Here is a 16,174-nt window from a genome sequence, read left to right as displayed (position 1 = left end):
GTGGGTGGATTGCCTGACTGGCTTTTTCGAGCCTATGCACTTTCGGTACAACAATCAGCAGTTTTGACGCCCCCTGTTTTTCCTAGGACTCGCAGTCCTACCTTGGCCGTAGAAACAGGCTCCTAGGGAGGGAAGAATGGGGACATGGGACAAAGCGCCGAGTTCGGAAAATTCCTCAAAGCCATGCGTGCCCGGATGTCGCCGGAGGACGCAGGATTGCCGGAAGCGTCCGGCGCGCGCCGCGTTCCAGGGCTGCGCAGGGAAGAGATTGCCCGTTTGGCCGATGTCAGCACCGACTACTACACACGCCTCGAACAGGGCCGCCATATCCATCCGTCCCGGGCGGTCCTTGAATCGGTGTCGCGGGCACTTCGCCTGGACTCAAGCGAGCACACCCACATGATGGATCTCCTAGAGCACTGCGCGTCGAGCGCCAAAGCACCGACTCCCACGCCGCGGGTGCGGCCGGCCTTGCGCCAACTTCTGGACGCTGTGGGCGACGTTCCGGCGCTCCTGCTTGGCCGGCGCAGTGACGTGCTCGGAGCCAACCGCATGGCGGTCCTGCTGTTTGCCGACTTCCCGTCCATGCCTCCCGCCGAGCGAAACCTCACGCGCTGGCTGATCCTGGACCCTAAGGCACGCGAACTGTTCCGGGACTGGAAGACGGTAGCCGCAGAAGCCGCCGGCTCCCTGCGTGCGGATACCGGGCGGCACCCCGACGATCCCCAAGCCAACCAGCTCGTGGGCGAACTCGCCGTAAACAGCGAACACTTCCGCCAATGGTGGGCCGGGCATCGAGTAGCCGCGCGTTCAGCCGGAACTGTGCGCCTGCACCACCCCGCCGTGGGGGACGTGGAACTGAACTTCGAGAATCTAGCCCTGCCGGAGGACCCGGACCAAGTCTTGCGGGTCTACTCCGCGAAGGCGGGTTCGCCGTCGGACGATGCCCTGAAGTTGCTCGGCAGCTATGGTGCGGGAACGGCGTTTGGCGCGGAAACGACGACGACGAGCCCGGAGTTGTCCGAGCGTCATGCAATGGACGAAAGCTGAACGAGTTTCAGCCAAAAGTGCCCTACGTCACTGTGCTGCTGCATAGTGAATCGGCGTGATTTTGTCTATGTGCCCATTGGGCGGCTTTTGAATCGCGTTTACGCTGAATCCAGACCTTTTCGCATATCAAGGATGGAATTCAACGATGAAACGCATCGCGCTGCTGAGGGAGCGGGCAACCACCGCGGGGTCCGCGGGATCCACGGGTTCGCATTGCCCGGCGTCTGGTCAATGGAGCCCTGAAGGCGAACCCGATGTGGTGCGCACATTCTTCGAAGGCCACGTCTTCCCGTCCCACAACGGCGCGGCAACAGTCTGGCGCCGCCAGTACCTGCTCGCTGAGTCCCGATGAGTCCTGAAACCTTAGGCGTGTGGGGCCCAAGCCACTTCACGACGTCGGCCCAACGGCCGGCTGGAGCGGCACTTCGCCTGCCGCCGTCGAAATGGTCGGAACTCAGCCGCGGCGAAACTGTCTGGATCCACGAGGACAAATGGGGCTTCGACGCCGGCCTTGTGGACGAAGTTTCCTCAGACCACGAATTCCTGTGGATCGAATTTGCCGGCCGTGGCCGGCGACTCCTCTGTGGCGGTGACCCCGTCCAAGTCTGGACCCGCGGGTGAGTCCAGCCTCGCAACTGATGGCCGTCAGCCTTTCCACAGAAAGGCTGACGGCCATCGTCGGTTTCGGGGTATTGAGGGCTTGTTAACGCTCCAGGCGGAATCCGAGCTTGATGGTTACCTGCCAGTCGGCAACGGCGCCCTCGCTGAGGTGGCCGCGGATTTCCTTGACCTCGAACCAGTCGAGGTTCCGAAGGGTCTGGCTAGCTGCCGCAATCCCGTTCCTGATGGCGGCGTCGACGCCCTCGGACGAAGTTCCAACAATTTCGGAAACGCTATATGTGTGGTCAGCCATTCTTGCTCCTCATGATCGTCCTTGATGCCTGAACTGCGGGCCTGGCAGGCCGTGAAAGCAGACTAGCCGACGCAGGGCCTGGGGAACAGGGTCTGATCCCCGCCGACGCCCGCTCACCTATGGTGCTTCTTGGTCGATCGCCCGCTCACCTATGAGGCCAAATGGCGGAACCCTACTGCAGATGATCTGAGCGGGCGTTTGGGAAATTGCCCGAATAGGTGAGCGAGGGTCCCTGGATTGGCCCGTATAGGTGAGCGAGGGTCCCTGGACCGGCCCGTATAGGTGAGCGAGGGTCCGGGGGAGCGGGGACCGGGAGCTAGGCCTCGAGGACGTACGTCCTGAGATCGTCGAGGGTCTGCTGCATGTGCGCGTCCATGGCCTCGCGGGCACGGGGGGCGTCGCCGGCTTCGAGGGCTTTCAGGATGGCCCGGTGATGTCCGATCGCGTGCCGCTGGATATCGGGGATTTGCGAGGTCTGGGTGCGCCGGGTTTCCAGGACGCGGTGCAGCGGTTCGAAGAGCACAGCCACAAAGACGTTGCCGGAGGCGTGCAGGATGACGTCGTGGAAGCCCAGATCCGCTTCGACGAACGCGCTCACATCATTGGAATCGTGGGCTTTCTGCATGGCGGACACGTAAACCTGCAGTTGGTCGATCTCCTCGGGGGAGACCCGTGACGCGGCGAGTTCGCAGGCGCCGGTCTCGAGCATGCGGCGCAGCTCGATGAGTTGGACGGACGCCGCTGCGTCGTTCTTTCCCTCCGAAGCCGCACGCAATACAGCTTCGAGGGACGCCCAGCGGTTCAGCGGGTTGACGAATGTTCCCCGGCCGCGTTCCACGCTGAGGATTCGCTGGGCTTCGAGGGTCTTCATGGCCTCGCGGACGGTCATGCGGCTGACTTCGTGCTTGGCGCTCAGCTCGAGTTCGCCGGGAACCACTGTTCCCGGCGGAAATTCGCCCGCGACGATGCGGTCCAGCAGCTCGTCAGCGACGACGCCGACCAGCGACTTGCGTGCCATGGTGCTCCATTCCTAGATGTCTGACATCTTACGCTGGCGGTTGCCGGCTTTCGTTCCAAAACGCGCCGAGCGCGAGGGCGCAAGCATGCGGCTGCTCCCAATGCACGCTATGTCCGGAGTCGCGGATTGCCACAAGCCTCCGCAGCGGGCTGGCTGCCACGAAGGCTTCCGCCTGGTCCAGTGAGCGTAGGCGGTCCCCGACGCCGGCAATCACCAGCGTCGGCGCCGTCACCTTTTCGGGGACATCCCCAGCCACTCCAGCCATCGCCGCGAGGCCGCTGGGGCCGAGGACCTCGAAAGGCAGCTCAAATCCGCGGCTCAGCAAGCGATGGTCTTCGGGGGACAGTGTCCCAAACCAGGCGTTCATGCACTTCGCGCGCGTCGCGTCGTCAATGAAGCCTTGCCGTAACTGGGACTCGAGCATTGATTTGAAGCCTTCGTTCGGGGGAGCCGGAACCATGCCGACCAGGGCCACGCTCGCCACCAGCTCCGGATGCGCGGCCGCTAACGTCAGTGCCACGCTGCCGCCCATTGAGTGGCCCACAATGTGGACCGGCGATGCGTGCCGGACAGCAACGGCAGCGACGGAATCGGCCGCTGATTCCAGGGTCCACCGGAAACCCGGAGGCAATGCGTCCCCGCGGTGATACCCGGGCAAATCGACGATCCAGACGGTTTGTCGGGCGTCGAGCAATTCGGTGGCTAGCGACTCCCAATAGTCGGATGTCGAGGCCCAGCCGTGCAGCAACAGGACGGGAGGCTGGGGCGGTTGTTCCGGCGTCGGGCTGGCGGCAGTCGCTGGACGGCGCATTTCCACGTGCAGTGCCGCGCCGGTGGGAAGCTCTTGAAGCATGCGCCAAGCATAGTGACCGCTGACACTTGCACAGCCGAAAGAGGGTGTGTCACACTAGCATTCAAATATTAGATGTCTGACATCTTACATTTACCTTCAAAACCACGATGGAGTGCACAGTGACCCTTGAAGCCGATGTTCTGGCCGCCTTCCCGGCGGAAGTCCAGGTCCCCGCTCAGCTGGTTGCCGACGCCGTAGCAGCGTCTTCGACAGCCTCGCCCCGCGTCCTGGTAGTCCTCGACGACGACCCCACGGGCACCCAATCAGTCGCGAACCTGCCGGTACTCACCCGCTGGGAGGTTGTCGATTTCGAATGGGCGTTCGCCCACATTGCGGAAAGCCGGTCCCAGCCCGCGGTCTACGTGCTGACCAACACGCGTAGCCTGGACCCGCTTGAGGCCGCTGCCCGCAACGAGGAAATCGTGCGCAACGCCCTTGCCGCAGCGGGCGACGATGTGCGCCTGGGGTTCGTCAGCCGCTCCGACTCCACCCTCCGCGGCCACTACCCGCTGGAACCCGACGTCATTGCCGCCACGATCGCTGACGTGACCGGCGAGGCCACCGACGGCGTCGTGATGGTGCCGGCGTTTCCCGACGCCGGGCGCGTCACCATTGGCGGCGTGCACTACATGCGCGGTACCGGGGACGATGCCGGCAAGCTCACCCCGGTTGCCGAGACCGAGTTCGCCAAGGATGCGAGCTTCGGCTTTGCCAATTCCGAGTTGGCCAAATATGTGGAGGAAAAGTCCCGGGGCCGCTTCGCCGCGGATTCCGTGATCGTCCTCGACCTGAACATCATCCGCGCCGGCGCTGCTGCCGCGAACGGATCCGCCGGAGATCCAGAACTCTCGGCCAAGGCCATCGCCGACGCGATCGAACCCGCCACGAACTCCACGCCCATCGTCGTGGACATAGTCACCGAGAACGATTTCCGCGCGCTGGCCCTTGGACTGGAAGAGGCCGAACGCCGCGGCAAGAAGCTGCTCTACCGCGTGGGCCCGCCCTTCGTCCGAGGCCGGATCGGCCAGGAAATCCGCGAAGCGCTCAGCGGCGAGGAAGCCTACGAAGGCAACACTCCCTCCACTGCCGGCGGCTTGATCGTTGTCGGCTCGCATGTCGGCCTCACCACGCGCCAGCTCAACACCCTGACGGCCCAGCACGGCTCGGCCCGGATCATTGAGATCGACGTCGAAAGACTTCTCGTCAGCGGCGGGGAAGCCTACCTGGACGAAACGGTCGCCGCCGTTGTCAACGCCCTCCGCGACGGCGACGTCATCGTCCACACCAGCCGGCTGCTCATCAAGACCGACGACGCCGCAGCGAGCCTGAAGATTGCCCGCACCGTCTCTGCCGCCGTCGTCGCCGTCGTAAACCGGGCGCTCAAGACCTTCCCGCCCCGCTTCGTCATCGCGAAGGGCGGCATCACGTCCTCGGACGTGGCCGCGCACGGCCTGGAAATCCGCCACGCGATTGTCCGCGGTCCGATGCTGCCCGGCATCGTCTCGCTGTGGGAGCCGGTGGACGGACCCGCGAAGGGCATCCCGTACATCGTCTTCGCCGGCAACGTGGGCGACGACGAATCCCTGGCGCAAGTCACGCGCAAGCTCAGCAGCACCTTCTGACCCTCCCCACTTGCCCCCTGACCTCGCAAGCTCGGCCAGGGAACCCGGCAAGTGTGGGCCCACTCAATGGAGAACACCATGACCAGCAATTACACCGTCGCCGTCCTGGGACTCGGCGCCATGGGCCTGCCGATGGCCACCCGCCTGGCAACCCAGCTCACCGTCCACGGCTTCGACATCGCCGAACCGCGGCTGAAGCTCGCGGCCGACGCCGGAATCCGCACCTTCGCTTCGGCGCGTGAAGCCTCCGAAGGCGCCGACGCCCTGCTCCTTGCTGTGCGCAACGGCGAACAACTCGATGACGTCCTCTTCGGCGAGAACGGCGTCGCCGCTGTGCTCAAGCCGGGCGCCGTCGTGATCCTAGGCAGCACGGTCGGTACCGAAGCCATTCCAACCACCGTGGCCCGCCTGGCCGAGTACGGAGTCGAGCTCGTGGACGCGCCGCTCTCGGGCGGCCCCAAGCGTGCCGGCGAAGGCGATCTCCTGATCGTGGTGGGCGCGACGCCGGCCGCCCAGGAAAAGGCCCGGCCGGCGCTGGAACTGCTGGCCTCCACCCTGAGCATCGTGGGTGACAAGCCCGGCGACGGCCAAGCCCTCAAGACGGTCAACCAGCTGTTGTGCGGCGTGCACATCGCCGCTGCCGCGGAGGCCATGGCGCTCGCTGACGCCCTCGGCCTTGACCAGGCCAAGACCCTCGCGGCCCTGGAAGCAGGTGCCGCCGGCTCGTTCATGCTGTCCAATCGCGGCCCCCGCATCCTCGAGGCTTACGACGCGGATGGTGCCGAGGTCCTCAGCCGTTTGGATATCTTCGTGAAGGACATGGGCATCGTCGGCAAGGCGACGCGCGCCGCCGGCCTGGCTGCACCCGTCGCCGCCGCTGCCGAACAGCTCTATCTCCTCGGGCAGGCGCAGGGCCTCGCCGCCGCCGACGACTCCGCCGTCATCAAAGTCGTCGCGCCCGTCAGGCGCACAAACTAACCACCCGCACAACCCGCGACGACGGCGGTCCCCCTCCGCCGTCGTCGCCCCTCTTGCCGGCCTCGAGTCCAGGCCGGCTATGTCAAAGGAGACACCCCCGATGAATCCCCTCATCAATTCCTTGGCGGTCCGGGCAGCTGATGCCCCTGCCATCAAGCCGGCAGTGGATCTTGGGACCCCGCTGCTGTTGACCATCGCCGTCGCGGGCGTCGCACTCTTGCTGCTGATGATTATCCGCTTCAAGATCCAGGCCTTCGTTGCATTGCTGGCCGTGAGCATCCTGGTGGCCGTTGCCGCGCAAATCCCCTTGGCAGACGTCTTCACCGTTGTGGCCAACGGCGTGGGCGGAACCATGGGCAAGGTTGCGCTGTTGATTGCCCTCGGCGCCGTGCTGGGCCGCATGATCGAGGTGTCCGGTGGCGTGCAATCGCTGGCCAACCACTTCACCGCGAAGCTCGGTGCCAAGCGGGTCGCCGTGGCACTGACCGCCGTCGGCTTCCTCGTTGCGATTCCGGTGTTCTTCGAAGTAGGCATCATCGTGCTGGTGCCGATTGTTTACGCCTTCGCGAAGATCGCCAAGCTGCACCCCATCAAGTTCGGCCTTCCCATGGCGGGCATCATGCTCTCCATCCACGTCGCCGTTCCCCCGCACCCGGGCATCGTTGCCGGGGCGGGCGTCATGGGTGCCGACATCGGACTCATCGCGATGATTTCGCTGATCATCTGCGTGCCGTTGGGCTTCCTGTCCTACTGGGTCGCCAGCATCATGAACCGCAAGGACTACGAACTGCTTCCGGGCGTCCGTGACCAGATTGAAGAATTCGGCTCCGATTCCCTGGTGCGCGTCGGCCACGACGGTCCCGGTGCCAGTGCAGTCGCCCCGCCGCGTCCGGGCCTGATCATGTTCCTCATCGCCGCTCCGATCGTCCAGATCCTGCTTGGCACGGCCGGTACCCTCCTGATCAACAAGAAGGACTACTGGTACGGCGTCGCCTCTTTCGTGGGCAATCCGTTCTTCGCCCTGCTGGTGGCCGTTGCGCTTGCTTTCTTCCTGCTGGCGGTCCGCCGCCACTGGTCGCTCAAGGAAACCGGCGAGATCTTCGAAGGCGCACTGCCTCCCATCGCCTCCATCCTGATGGTTGTGGCCGCCGGTGGAGTGTTCGGCGGTGTCCTTCAGGTCTCGGGCATCGGCGCGGCCCTGTCGCAGACGCTGGACTCCCTGGGCGTGCCGATCATCCTGCTCGGCTTCATCATTTCCTTGGCACTGCGTGCCGCGCAGGGTTCGGCCACGGTTGCCATCGTCACCACCACCGGACTCCTCTCAGCAGCCGTGGCGCACGGCGGCTACACCCCGGCGCAGATTGCGGTCATCGTGATCGCGATCGGCTTCGGCGGACTGGGCCTGTCGCACGTGACTGACGCCGGCTTCTGGGTGGTGGTGCGCTACTACGGCCTCACGGTGTCCGACGGGCTCAAGACCTGGACCGTGCTTACGACCATCCTGGGTGTCGCCGGCTTCCTGCTCAGTTATGTCGCTTGGATCCTGGTGGGAGGCTTGGCCCACTGATGCGTGTACGCCTTGACGATCTTGTAGGCTCCGCACTGGAGCGAGGGGCAGCGGTCCCGGCCTTCACCTGCTACGACTTCACCACCGCCCTGGCCGTGGTGGCCGCTGCAGAGAAGTCCGGACAGGGGGTCATCTTGCTGGTGGCACCGAAAACGGCCGGCGTTCGTAGCGGACTGCGGCTCATCACGGCGCTGCGCGCCCTGGCCGACGACGCCAGCGTGCCGGTCTCAGTGCAGCTGGACCATGCCTCGGACCTGGAAGTCATCCGTGACTCAGTGGCTGCCGGTGCCGACGCCGTCCTCGCCGACGGTTCGTCCCTTCCCTTTGAGGAGAACATCGCCCTGGTCCGTTCGGTACGTGAGGTCTTGGTCGCGGCCGGTGCCTCCGACGTCGTGATTGAAGCGGAACTCGGCGGGCTGGCCGGCGACGAGGACAAGGCTTTCGGGGTGGATATTCACGCTCATCCGGCAGGCCTGACGGATCCCGGCCAAGTGCAGGACTTCCTTTCCCGGACCGGCGCCGATCTTTTGGCCGTGGCCGTGGGAAATGCGCATGGCCGTTACGCCGGTGAGCCCAAGCTGCACTGGAAGGTGCTGGAGGACATTGCCTCGCTCACGGAGCTTCCGCTCGTGCTCCACGGCGCGTCGGGCATCCCGGCAGCGGACTTGGTCAAGGCCACATCCATGCGCGTTGGCAAGGTGAACTTCAACACCGAGCTCCGCACCGGCATTCTTGCCACACTCGAGGCCGAGACCACCGCGCACCGGGCCGACGGCGAGAACCTCCAGGGCCTGCTCGGCCGCTGGAGTTCCTCCGCCTCGACGTTCGCCGAAGCAACGCTGGACATGCTCAGCAGCTAGGCGCGGGAGGCGAGGCTGGGCAACTCAGGGAGGCTACGATCAGCACATGATCGTAGCCTCCCTGATTTTCGCCCTCATTGCCGGCTTGTTGCACGTCTACATCTTCAGCATGGAGTCCATTACGTGGACCCGCCCCGCCACGTGGAAGCGCTTCAGCGTCGCTTCCCAGTCCGACGCCGAGACCACCAAGCCCCTCGCGTACAACCAGGGTTTCTACAACCTCTTCCTTGCCATCGGGGCGCTCGCCGGGATCGTCTTTGTCGTGCTTGGTCATCCGCAGGTGGGCTGGACCCTCGTCTTCAGCTCGTGCGGATCCATGCTGCTGGCGGCAATCGTGCTTGCCTTGAGCGGGAAAAAGTACCTCCGTCCCGCGGTTCTTCAGGGCACGACGCCGCTACTCGCCGTCGTGCTCGGCATCCTGGCCGTGGCGCTCGGCTAGGCGCAACCCTCGCTCACGTAGGCGGGCTTTCCAGACGACGCTCGCTCACCTATGTGGTCTTTTGGGGTGATCCTCGCTCACCCCGTCAAAACCCTGAACCCCAGTTCCGCATTGAAGCCGTGGATTTCCCGTGTGTCCAGTGCCGACATGAAGGCCAGTATCTCCTCTGTGATCACTTGCCCGGGAACCAGGACAGGGAATCCGGGCGGGTACGGGGTTACGAAGGAGGCAGACACCATTTCCTCGCCCGCGGCGACCCTTCGTGCGAGTTCGGCCGCACTGAAGTATTCGCAGGAACCGGCTTTGTAGCTCTCGAAGTAGGCTGCCCGCATGTTCCCGTCGGGCGTTTCTGCGTCTTTCCGGAATCGCTCGGCGAAGCGGCTGAAGTCCGGCAGAGGCGGCGGTGTGCTGGTCAGCGCGGCGACTCGGGCATTGCGGGCCCGCTGCCCCAAGCCGCTCAAGCTGGACTGCTCGTCTTCGAAGGTCTCGGCCAGCTTGACCAGGACCTCGACGAGGTAGGCGACGGCACTCCGGGAGGTACCAATGTTGGTCATGAAAAGCACGCTGTTCCGTGACGTCTTGTTGACCTGGATCCCGTACTTGTCCATCAAGTAGTCATGCTTGAAAGTGTCCCCGTCCACGCCGGTGAGGCCGATATGCAGGGTCAAACGGCTCGGATCAACAACGAATTCGTCACGCTCCCAAGCTTCCGACATCGCTGCCAGCCCGTCGCGGAGCGGCATTTGCCGGCTCGTTTCGCGGTACTGCTCAGGTATGAGGTCCTTGGTTCCGAGGACGCGGAAGTACTTCCTCAGCAAGGGATGCCTCGCCACGGCGTGGGCGATGCTGACAGCGAGATCTGCCTGCCGTTGCACGAGCTCGTAGCCTTCGAACTCGACCTGCCGCCGTCCCATGTCCAAGGAAGCCAGGATCTGGTAGTTGGGCGAGGTGGAGGTGTAGGTCATGTACGCCTCCCGGAAGCTCTCCTCGTTCAACTGACCGAAGTCCTGGTCATGGATGTGGATCATGGACCCCTGCCGGAGCGACGTCAGGGTCTTGTGGGTCGACTGGGTGGAGTAGACCCGCACGCGAGCTTTCGCCGGATCGGGAAGCAGGCGCGTCTTCAGGAGCAGCTCATCGCTGACTGAATCCAAGCCCGAATCCGGGCCGCCTGCCGCCCCAAGCTCGCGCAATTGCTGGGCGTGGCGCCGGGCGTAGGCCGGATCCGCGAACGATTTTTCAAGCGACCGGGCCGAAGCCATGGCCGTACGACGGCGGTAGATGTGGTGAAAGCCCGCGAACGCGAACCATGCCTCGTCCCACAGGAAAACCAGGTCCGGTTTGATGGCGAGGCACTCCTCCATCACTCGTTCGACGTCGTACACGATGCCGTCGAATGTGCAGTTGGTGAGGGCAAGCATCTTGACCTCGTGGAGCCTGCCCGCCCGGCGGTAATCCAGGAGCATCCGCTTGATGCTTTCCAAGGGAACTGCCCCATAGAAGGAGAAGTCGTTCAAGGGATAGGCGTCCAAGTACGAGACCTGCGCGCCTGCCAGCATGAGGGCATAGTGGTGCGATTTGTGGCAGTTCCGGTCCACCAGGACCACATCGCCGGGAGCCAGGATCGATTGGTGCACGATCTTGTTGGCCGTTGACGTTCCGTTGGTGACAAAGAGCGATTTTTGGGCACCAAATGCCCGGGCCGCCAGCTTCTGGGCCTGTTTGAGGGAGCCATGCGGATCCAACAGCGAATCGAGCCCGCCGGACGTGGCGGAGGTTTCGGCAAGGAGCAGGTTGAGGCCATAGAACTCGCCAAGATCGTTGATCCACTTGGAATGGATGACCGATCCGCCCCTGGATACCGGCAAGGCATGGAAAACCCCGGCGGGTTTGCGGCTGTATTGCTGGACCGCGTGGAAGAACGGCGCTTCGTATCGTTCCGCGATGCCGGCCAGCAAGGACAAGTGGAGTTCCAGCCCGTCCTGGCGGCGGAATATCCGGCGGAATTGGCGGGTCAAGGAACCTGCGAGTTCTTCGATTCCCACGCCCGCCACCAGGTAGAGATCAAGTTCGGGGCGGAGTTCCCCCAGCTTCTCGGCCAAGCTCAGGATGCGGTCCAAGGGGCGCTCGGGGAGCGACTTCCCTATGAACCGGTCCAGGAAGCTGCGCACGTCCCGGCTCAGGCGCTGCCTGCTCTTGGGGACGAATCCTGGCCGCAACACACACGCCTGGATGTCGGGGTTGAGCAGGACAGCAACGATGGCGTCCTCGAAGCTCGGCACGAACACGGGCTCGTAATTGAAGGCGTCGGCGGGGCGGCGCTGGTTGAGCAATTCTGTTTGAAGGGCCTCACGGTCGGCGCTGGACACGTCATCGATCACGAGGACCTCGAACCGCTTGCGCGATTCGGCGGGTTCTTCAACACGGTCCGCTTCGCGTTCGGGGTCCGGTGAGGGTTCCTGGGCGTGTTGGTTGTGGCCGGCAACGCGTCGCGCGACCGGTTCGATGAGGCTCAGCGCCTCAGGGTATTCTCCAGCCTCAAGGATTCGCCGCAATTCCATGACATATTGCTGCCCCGGCGACGCCCAATACATTTCGAGGGATTCCAACAGTGGCAACAACCTTCGAACCTCCCGCGGCAGATCCCGCGGCTGGCGGGCGCCCCCGGAAGGCGATGTAGCGGCGGCCAGCTGTTTGACGGCGTAGCCAAGGAACTCCCAGGCATCGGCGCGGACACGCCAGGCGCTGCTGGGGACCTCGCCGCCGGACCCGGAATCGTCGTCGGCGCTTGGCCTGGCCGCCAAGCCGAGGCTAAGAGCTGCACCGCTGGCAAGGGCGGCTGGAGCGAGAGGAAATGGGGCTGACTGCACTGTCGCGAAATCGGCGCGTGCCACGATGACTCCTTTGTCATGGATTGATAGCACTCTCTACTAAACGCCGCAAGCCGTCGCGGCGCACGGCAAATGTTCGGGTTGCCGTCTGGGTTTCCAGATGGGAGCGGCACTTCCGGTCATAGGTGAGTGAGCGTTGGGGGATTTGGCGTCATAGCTGAGCGAGCGTCGGGGACGGGTAGGGCAGCTACCCTTCACGCCACAGCGGCAACGGGACCACGCTGCGGCTGCTTCCGGACTCGTCCAACACGTGCCCGAGGCGTTTGTAGTTTCGCACCACGGCTTGCCGGGAGATCACGGCGCTCCCTGGCGCGCGCTCCGCCAGTTCGCGCTCGTGGCCCTGGACCTCCAAGTAGTCGCGGACCCAAAGTGTTACGAGCAGATTCTGGGCGCCCAGAACCTGGGCGCTGAGCCGGCAGTTCGGCAGGGCAGCGAAATAGCGCCCGACGGCGTCAACATGGTGGGCGGGCACGTTGAGGATCAGGCTCACTTCCCTTAGTCCTTGTTGGGCGGAAACGGACGTATCGCACCTCAGCGTCATGTAGCCGGACGCGAGGAACCGCTCCACCCGCCGTCGTGCCGTTTGGGGAGAGACGCCGCAGGCGGCTCCCAGTTCCGCCCAACTGGCCCGCCCGTCCTTGGCCAGTTCCTCCAAGAGGGACGCATCCAGCCGGTCGGGAGCGTAGGCGGCCGGGGCGGGCAGGGGATCCGCCGACATGAGCCGGGCCCTCGCCGGTTCAAGGGTGCCGCTGCGCCAGTCGGAAGCCTGCCGGTACAGCTTGGTGACGAAAACGACTTCCCGGTGGGTCACTCCGGGGAGGCCTGCGAAGGAGCCGGTGACGATGTCCATGAGCTCTTCGTGGCTTGAGGCGAAGCAGTCCACGAAGAGGTCGTGGGAGCCGGACACGAGCGAAACGGTGCCGAAGGCCGGCTCGGCGCACAGCTTTTGAACCAGGGCTTCGTTCTCGCTTGGAAGTGAAGAAAGGCTGATGAACGCCGACCAGCCAGCACTCAGGTAGCGCGGACCCGGGGCCGGGGTGATCCAGGCCAGCCCCTGCTCAGCAAGGGCGTTCCAGCGGCGCGCGACGGTAGGCCCGGACAAGCCCAGGACATCCCCCACACGGCTCCAGTCGGCACGGGGATTGATCTGTAGCGCATTGACGATTTCAAGATCAATTTCGGAGATCATGGCTGATTCCTTCAAAATTCACGATTCTCGGATGATTTCAAACAAATTCCTAGCCAGTGTAGACGGCAAAACTAACGTTGTGACTCGCATCACCCGCTCGCATCCCAACACCCAGGCAACGACGCCCCCAACTCTCAAGGAAGCACATGGCAAGCAAGACAGCACCTCCAGCGACGGCGGCCATCGCTCGCCGGACCATCACTGGAATGATCGTGGCGATGGCCCTGATCGAATCACTCAGTGGAGTCACCCAGGGTTACCTGAACCCGATCCTCCCCGCCCTCGGGCCGAGCTTTTCGATCGATGACCCCACCATCAACGGCATTTTCCTGATCTCAAACGTGAGCTTTGCCGTGCTCACGCCGATCATCTCGCGGCTCGGCGACAGCTATGGCTACAGGCTCGTGCTCCGATGGTCGACGGCGGTAGTCGCGGCCGGCGTCCTCATGATGGCGTTGTGGCCGTCGCTCTGGACGGTGACAATCGGCGTCGTCATGCTCACGTGCGTGGTCGGCTTCATCCCGCTGATGATGGGCATCCTACGGGTGAGCAACCCCGGGCAGACCCGCACCGGCGTGAGCGTGATGATCGGCATGCTCATGATCATGGTTGGCGCAGGCGGCCTGCTTGCCGGGATCATCGGCGTCGACGATCCCACCCTCGGTTTCTGGGTAGCCGTGCCGTTCGCGGTGGTGGGGCTACTTTGTTCCTTCGTCCTGCCCGACGCCGGGACCCCCACCCGCGAAGGACTCGCCTTGGTGCCGCTCCTGGCATGTTCCCTCGGTCTGATCGGCTTCGTGGTGGCCCTTTCGATGGGCCCGGACTGGGGTTGGCTGGATGCCAAGACCCTGGGATCCGGAATCATCGGCCTCGCGCTGTTGGCCTACTGGGTGGTCCTGGACGCTCGAGGCGTGAACGGCAAGCGCTTCATGGACCTGCGGATGCTCGCCATCCCGCGCATCCGGACGGTCTCGCTGGCCACCTTCTTCTTCGGTTTCGCCTCCATCAGCTACTTCGGCACCAACGGGATCTTCCTGTATTCAAACCCTGACAAGACCGGCTACGGATTCGCGCTGAGCCCCCTCATGATCGCCATCGTCCTGGCTGCCGCATCGGTGCTCTCGCTGCTTTCCTCGCTCCTGACCTCGAGGGCTCTTAGCCTGTTCGGCGAGCGTGCCACCCTGGTATTCGCCGGTCTCCTGCTGGCGGGCGGCTTCCTGGTCATGGCAGCTGCGCACGGATCCCTGGCCGGCTACTGCGCGGGCTTCGCCATGTTCAACCTGAGCCTTGGCATGTACCAGGCAGGAACCCGGGCACTGTCGGTCGAGGGCGTTCCGCTCGAGGAAACCTCGACGGCGGCCGGCCTCAACGAACTGGGACTTTCCGTGGGCATTGCGGTTGGTGCCGCCGTCGTGAAGCTCATCTCCTCGTCTTCAGTCCAGTCCGGGCACATCAGCGAGGGGGGCCTCCTGTCGATCTGGATTGCCCTGGCCATCGCGGCCCTGATCGCCGCGGCAGCAGCCGCCCGCTACCCGAAGCGCCAATCCGCGGTGGTGGGCGCATGAAAGCTGCTCCCTTGAAAGCCGCCTCCTTGGAAACCGCAACGCCCGCCACGAGCTCTTTGGCCGCCGTCGAGCGCTCCGTCTCCGCCGCGCTGGAAAGGTGGGAGCCGGAAGTCCTTGGCCTGAGCCACGCGATCCACGCCGATCCGGAGCTCAGCGGGCAGGAATTCCGGGCCGTCAAGCGGGTTAGCGGGCTGCTCCGGGGCGCGGGCTTCAGCTTTCACGGTCCGCAGCCGCTACTCCCTGCCTCCTTCAGCGCGCGGTTCGGGACCGGTGAGCTGGTGGTCGCTCTGTGCGTTGAATACGACGCTTTGCCGACCATTGGCCACGCCTGCGGACACAACGTGAACGCTGCCTGTGCTGTGGGCGCGGCACTCGCGCTCGCCTCCGTCGCCGACGAGCTCGGGATCACTGTCAAGGTCCTCGGCACTCCGGCGGAAGAGACAAGCGGCGGCAAGGTCGATCTCATCGGCGAGGGCTTCTTCGAAGACGTATCCCTGGCGATGATGGCCCATGCCGGCGCAGAGGACGTCATCGGCGGCTCGTCCCTGGCCATGGGTATGTGGGACGTGCTCTATGAAGGGCGCCCCGCGCATGCCGCGGCCGCTCCGTCCGAGGGGGTCAATGCCCTCGATGCGCTCGTGCTTGCACAGACGGCCATTGCCTTGGGGCGGCAGCAACTTCCGCCCGGTTCGGTTGTTTCGTTGATCGTGACGGAAGGCGGGAGCGCCGTCAACGTCATACCGGAGCGGGCCCGGGCGAGCGTGGAAATGCGTTCACCGAGCCTCAAGAACCTGCGAACCATCGAGGAACGCGTGCGGCGATGCCTGGAGGCGGGCGCACTTGCCAGCGGGAGCGCCCTCAAGGTCACGCCCACGGGCAATGCCTACGCCGAACTCAGGCAGGACCGGTACCTTTCCGAGGCCTACCGGGAAGCGATGTCCGCCCGAGGGAGGGCTGTTGCGTTCAACGAAGATCCAGTAGCTTCCACGGATATGGGCAACGTCTCGCAACTGGTCCCAAGCATCCATCCGCTGCTCGGCTACGACGTGGGCGGGGCCGCCCACCACACCGCCGAGTTTGCTGCCCACGGCTCCTCCGCTTCCGCGGACCGGGCGGTCTTGGACGGCGCCTTCGGCCTGGCCCTTGCGGCGTGCGCGGCGGCCAACGATCCGCGGCAACGGGAACGGCTGCTGAACGTCCGTCGCTAAACGCCGTGACCGTGGGTGCGG

At 64.6% G+C, this 16,174-nt stretch carries 15 protein-coding genes; 10 read left to right on the top strand and 5 right to left on the bottom strand.

Annotation, left to right across the window (positions count from 1 at the left end; genetic code table 11):
• Nucleotides 1-144: 144 nt before the first annotated feature.
• From QRN59_RS00555 to QRN59_RS00545, 3 genes are all read left to right on the top strand, one after another.
• Nucleotides 145-1,050: a helix-turn-helix transcriptional regulator gene (locus tag QRN59_RS00555; protein WP_284980591.1), complete on the top strand. Its 906-nt coding sequence runs from the start codon at nucleotides 145-147 to the stop codon at nucleotides 1,048-1,050.
• Nucleotides 1,051-1,195: 145 nt separating this feature from the next.
• Nucleotides 1,196-1,402, top strand: coding sequence for a hypothetical protein (locus tag QRN59_RS00550; protein WP_284980590.1), 207 nt, complete (start codon nucleotides 1,196-1,198; stop codon nucleotides 1,400-1,402).
• A complete protein-coding gene (locus tag QRN59_RS00545) occupies nucleotides 1,399-1,671 on the top strand; it encodes a hypothetical protein (protein WP_284980589.1) in 273 nt (90 codons plus the stop codon). Before QRN59_RS00550 ends, QRN59_RS00545 begins: the two co-directional genes overlap by 4 nt.
• An 82-nt stretch (nucleotides 1,672-1,753) precedes the next feature.
• Here the strand turns inward: QRN59_RS00545 and QRN59_RS00540 are convergent, their stop codons facing one another.
• The 3 genes from QRN59_RS00540 to QRN59_RS00530 form a co-directional block, all read right to left on the bottom strand.
• The gene (locus QRN59_RS00540) at nucleotides 1,754-1,963 is read right to left on the bottom strand and encodes a dodecin (protein WP_059388369.1); all 210 of its coding nucleotides are present in this window, start codon (nucleotides 1,961-1,963) and stop codon (nucleotides 1,754-1,756) included.
• Between the two features lie 316 nt (nucleotides 1,964-2,279).
• Complete coding sequence (locus tag QRN59_RS00535) at nucleotides 2,280-2,981, bottom strand: FadR/GntR family transcriptional regulator (RefSeq protein ID WP_284980588.1); 702 nt, start codon at nucleotides 2,979-2,981, stop codon at nucleotides 2,280-2,282.
• 28 nt (nucleotides 2,982-3,009) lie between these two features.
• Nucleotides 3,010-3,834, bottom strand: coding sequence for an alpha/beta fold hydrolase (locus QRN59_RS00530; protein WP_284980587.1), 825 nt, complete (start codon nucleotides 3,832-3,834; stop codon nucleotides 3,010-3,012).
• A 119-nt stretch (nucleotides 3,835-3,953) separates the two neighbouring features.
• Here QRN59_RS00530 and QRN59_RS00525 point away from each other — a divergent pair, with 119 nt between their 5' ends.
• The 5 genes from QRN59_RS00525 (at nucleotide 3,954) to QRN59_RS00505 (ending at nucleotide 9,300) form a co-directional block, all read left to right on the top strand.
• Nucleotides 3,954-5,456 (top strand): four-carbon acid sugar kinase family protein, encoded by a 1,503-nt coding sequence (locus QRN59_RS00525; protein WP_284980586.1) that lies wholly within the window; start codon nucleotides 3,954-3,956, stop codon nucleotides 5,454-5,456.
• 78 nt (nucleotides 5,457-5,534) lie between these two features.
• Nucleotides 5,535-6,434, top strand: coding sequence for an NAD(P)-dependent oxidoreductase (locus tag QRN59_RS00520; RefSeq protein WP_284980585.1), 900 nt, complete (start codon nucleotides 5,535-5,537; stop codon nucleotides 6,432-6,434).
• Between the two features lie 100 nt (nucleotides 6,435-6,534).
• Entirely contained in the window at nucleotides 6,535-8,001 is a 1,467-nt protein-coding gene (locus QRN59_RS00515; RefSeq protein ID WP_284980584.1) for a GntP family transporter, read from the top strand.
• Entirely contained in the window at nucleotides 8,001-8,861 is an 861-nt protein-coding gene (locus QRN59_RS00510; RefSeq protein WP_284980583.1) for a class II fructose-bisphosphate aldolase, read from the top strand. Before QRN59_RS00515 ends, QRN59_RS00510 begins: the two co-directional genes overlap by 1 nt.
• Nucleotides 8,862-8,907: 46 nt before the next feature.
• Entirely contained in the window at nucleotides 8,908-9,300 is a 393-nt protein-coding gene (locus tag QRN59_RS00505; RefSeq protein ID WP_078106921.1) for a DUF1304 domain-containing protein, read from the top strand.
• Nucleotides 9,301-9,377: 77 nt separating this feature from the next.
• Here the strand turns inward: QRN59_RS00505 and QRN59_RS00500 are convergent, their stop codons facing one another.
• Nucleotides 9,378-12,104, bottom strand: coding sequence for an aminotransferase class I/II-fold pyridoxal phosphate-dependent enzyme (locus tag QRN59_RS00500; RefSeq protein WP_284980646.1), 2,727 nt, complete (start codon nucleotides 12,102-12,104; stop codon nucleotides 9,378-9,380).
• A gap of 274 nt (nucleotides 12,105-12,378) precedes the next feature.
• Nucleotides 12,379-13,380 carry an Lrp/AsnC family transcriptional regulator gene (locus QRN59_RS00495; RefSeq protein ID WP_284980582.1) on the bottom strand — a complete coding sequence of 334 codons (1,002 nt, stop codon included), beginning with the start codon at nucleotides 13,378-13,380 and terminating at the stop codon, nucleotides 12,379-12,381.
• A 146-nt stretch (nucleotides 13,381-13,526) separates the two neighbouring features.
• Between QRN59_RS00495 and QRN59_RS00490 the strand changes: the two genes are divergently transcribed.
• Nucleotides 13,527-14,945 carry an MFS transporter gene (locus QRN59_RS00490; protein ID WP_284980581.1) on the top strand — a complete coding sequence of 473 codons (1,419 nt, stop codon included), beginning with the start codon at nucleotides 13,527-13,529 and terminating at the stop codon, nucleotides 14,943-14,945.
• Nucleotides 14,942-16,153: an amidohydrolase gene (locus tag QRN59_RS00485; RefSeq protein ID WP_284980580.1), complete on the top strand. Its 1,212-nt coding sequence runs from the start codon at nucleotides 14,942-14,944 to the stop codon at nucleotides 16,151-16,153. Before QRN59_RS00490 ends, QRN59_RS00485 begins: the two co-directional genes overlap by 4 nt.
• The last annotated feature ends 21 nt before the right edge of the window (nucleotides 16,154-16,174 follow it).

The sequence above is a fragment of the Arthrobacter sp. efr-133-TYG-118 genome, assembly GCF_030209755.1.
GTDB lineage: Bacteria > Actinomycetota > Actinomycetes > Actinomycetales > Micrococcaceae > Arthrobacter.
The sequence above is the reverse complement of the archived record's forward strand: the minus strand, read 5'-3'. Positions and strand labels throughout refer to the sequence as shown.

Bases quoted from the DNA above. Each gene is read 5' to 3' on its own strand.
- QRN59_RS00490 (WP_284980581.1), top strand. From the start codon at position 13,527: ATGGCAAGCAAGACAGCACCTCCAGCGACGGCGGCCATCGCTCGCCGG.
- QRN59_RS00540 (WP_059388369.1), bottom strand. From the start codon at position 1,963: ATGGCTGACCACACATATAGCGTTTCCGAAATTGTTGGAACTTCGTCC.
- QRN59_RS00515 (WP_284980584.1), top strand. From the start codon at position 6,535: ATGAATCCCCTCATCAATTCCTTGGCGGTCCGGGCAGCTGATGCCCCT.
- QRN59_RS00510 (WP_284980583.1), top strand. From the start codon at position 8,001: ATGCGTGTACGCCTTGACGATCTTGTAGGCTCCGCACTGGAGCGAGGG.
- QRN59_RS00505 (WP_078106921.1), top strand. From the start codon at position 8,908: ATGATCGTAGCCTCCCTGATTTTCGCCCTCATTGCCGGCTTGTTGCAC.
- QRN59_RS00545 (WP_284980589.1), top strand. From the start codon at position 1,399: ATGAGTCCTGAAACCTTAGGCGTGTGGGGCCCAAGCCACTTCACGACG.
- QRN59_RS00530 (WP_284980587.1), bottom strand. From the start codon at position 3,834: ATGCTTCAAGAGCTTCCCACCGGCGCGGCACTGCACGTGGAAATGCGC.
- QRN59_RS00485 (WP_284980580.1), top strand. From the start codon at position 14,942: ATGAAAGCTGCTCCCTTGAAAGCCGCCTCCTTGGAAACCGCAACGCCC.
- QRN59_RS00535 (WP_284980588.1), bottom strand. From the start codon at position 2,981: ATGGCACGCAAGTCGCTGGTCGGCGTCGTCGCTGACGAGCTGCTGGAC.
- QRN59_RS00550 (WP_284980590.1), top strand. From the start codon at position 1,196: ATGAAACGCATCGCGCTGCTGAGGGAGCGGGCAACCACCGCGGGGTCC.
- QRN59_RS00520 (WP_284980585.1), top strand. From the start codon at position 5,535: ATGACCAGCAATTACACCGTCGCCGTCCTGGGACTCGGCGCCATGGGC.
- QRN59_RS00555 (WP_284980591.1), top strand. From the start codon at position 145: ATGGGACAAAGCGCCGAGTTCGGAAAATTCCTCAAAGCCATGCGTGCC.
- QRN59_RS00495 (WP_284980582.1), bottom strand. From the start codon at position 13,380: ATGATCTCCGAAATTGATCTTGAAATCGTCAATGCGCTACAGATCAAT.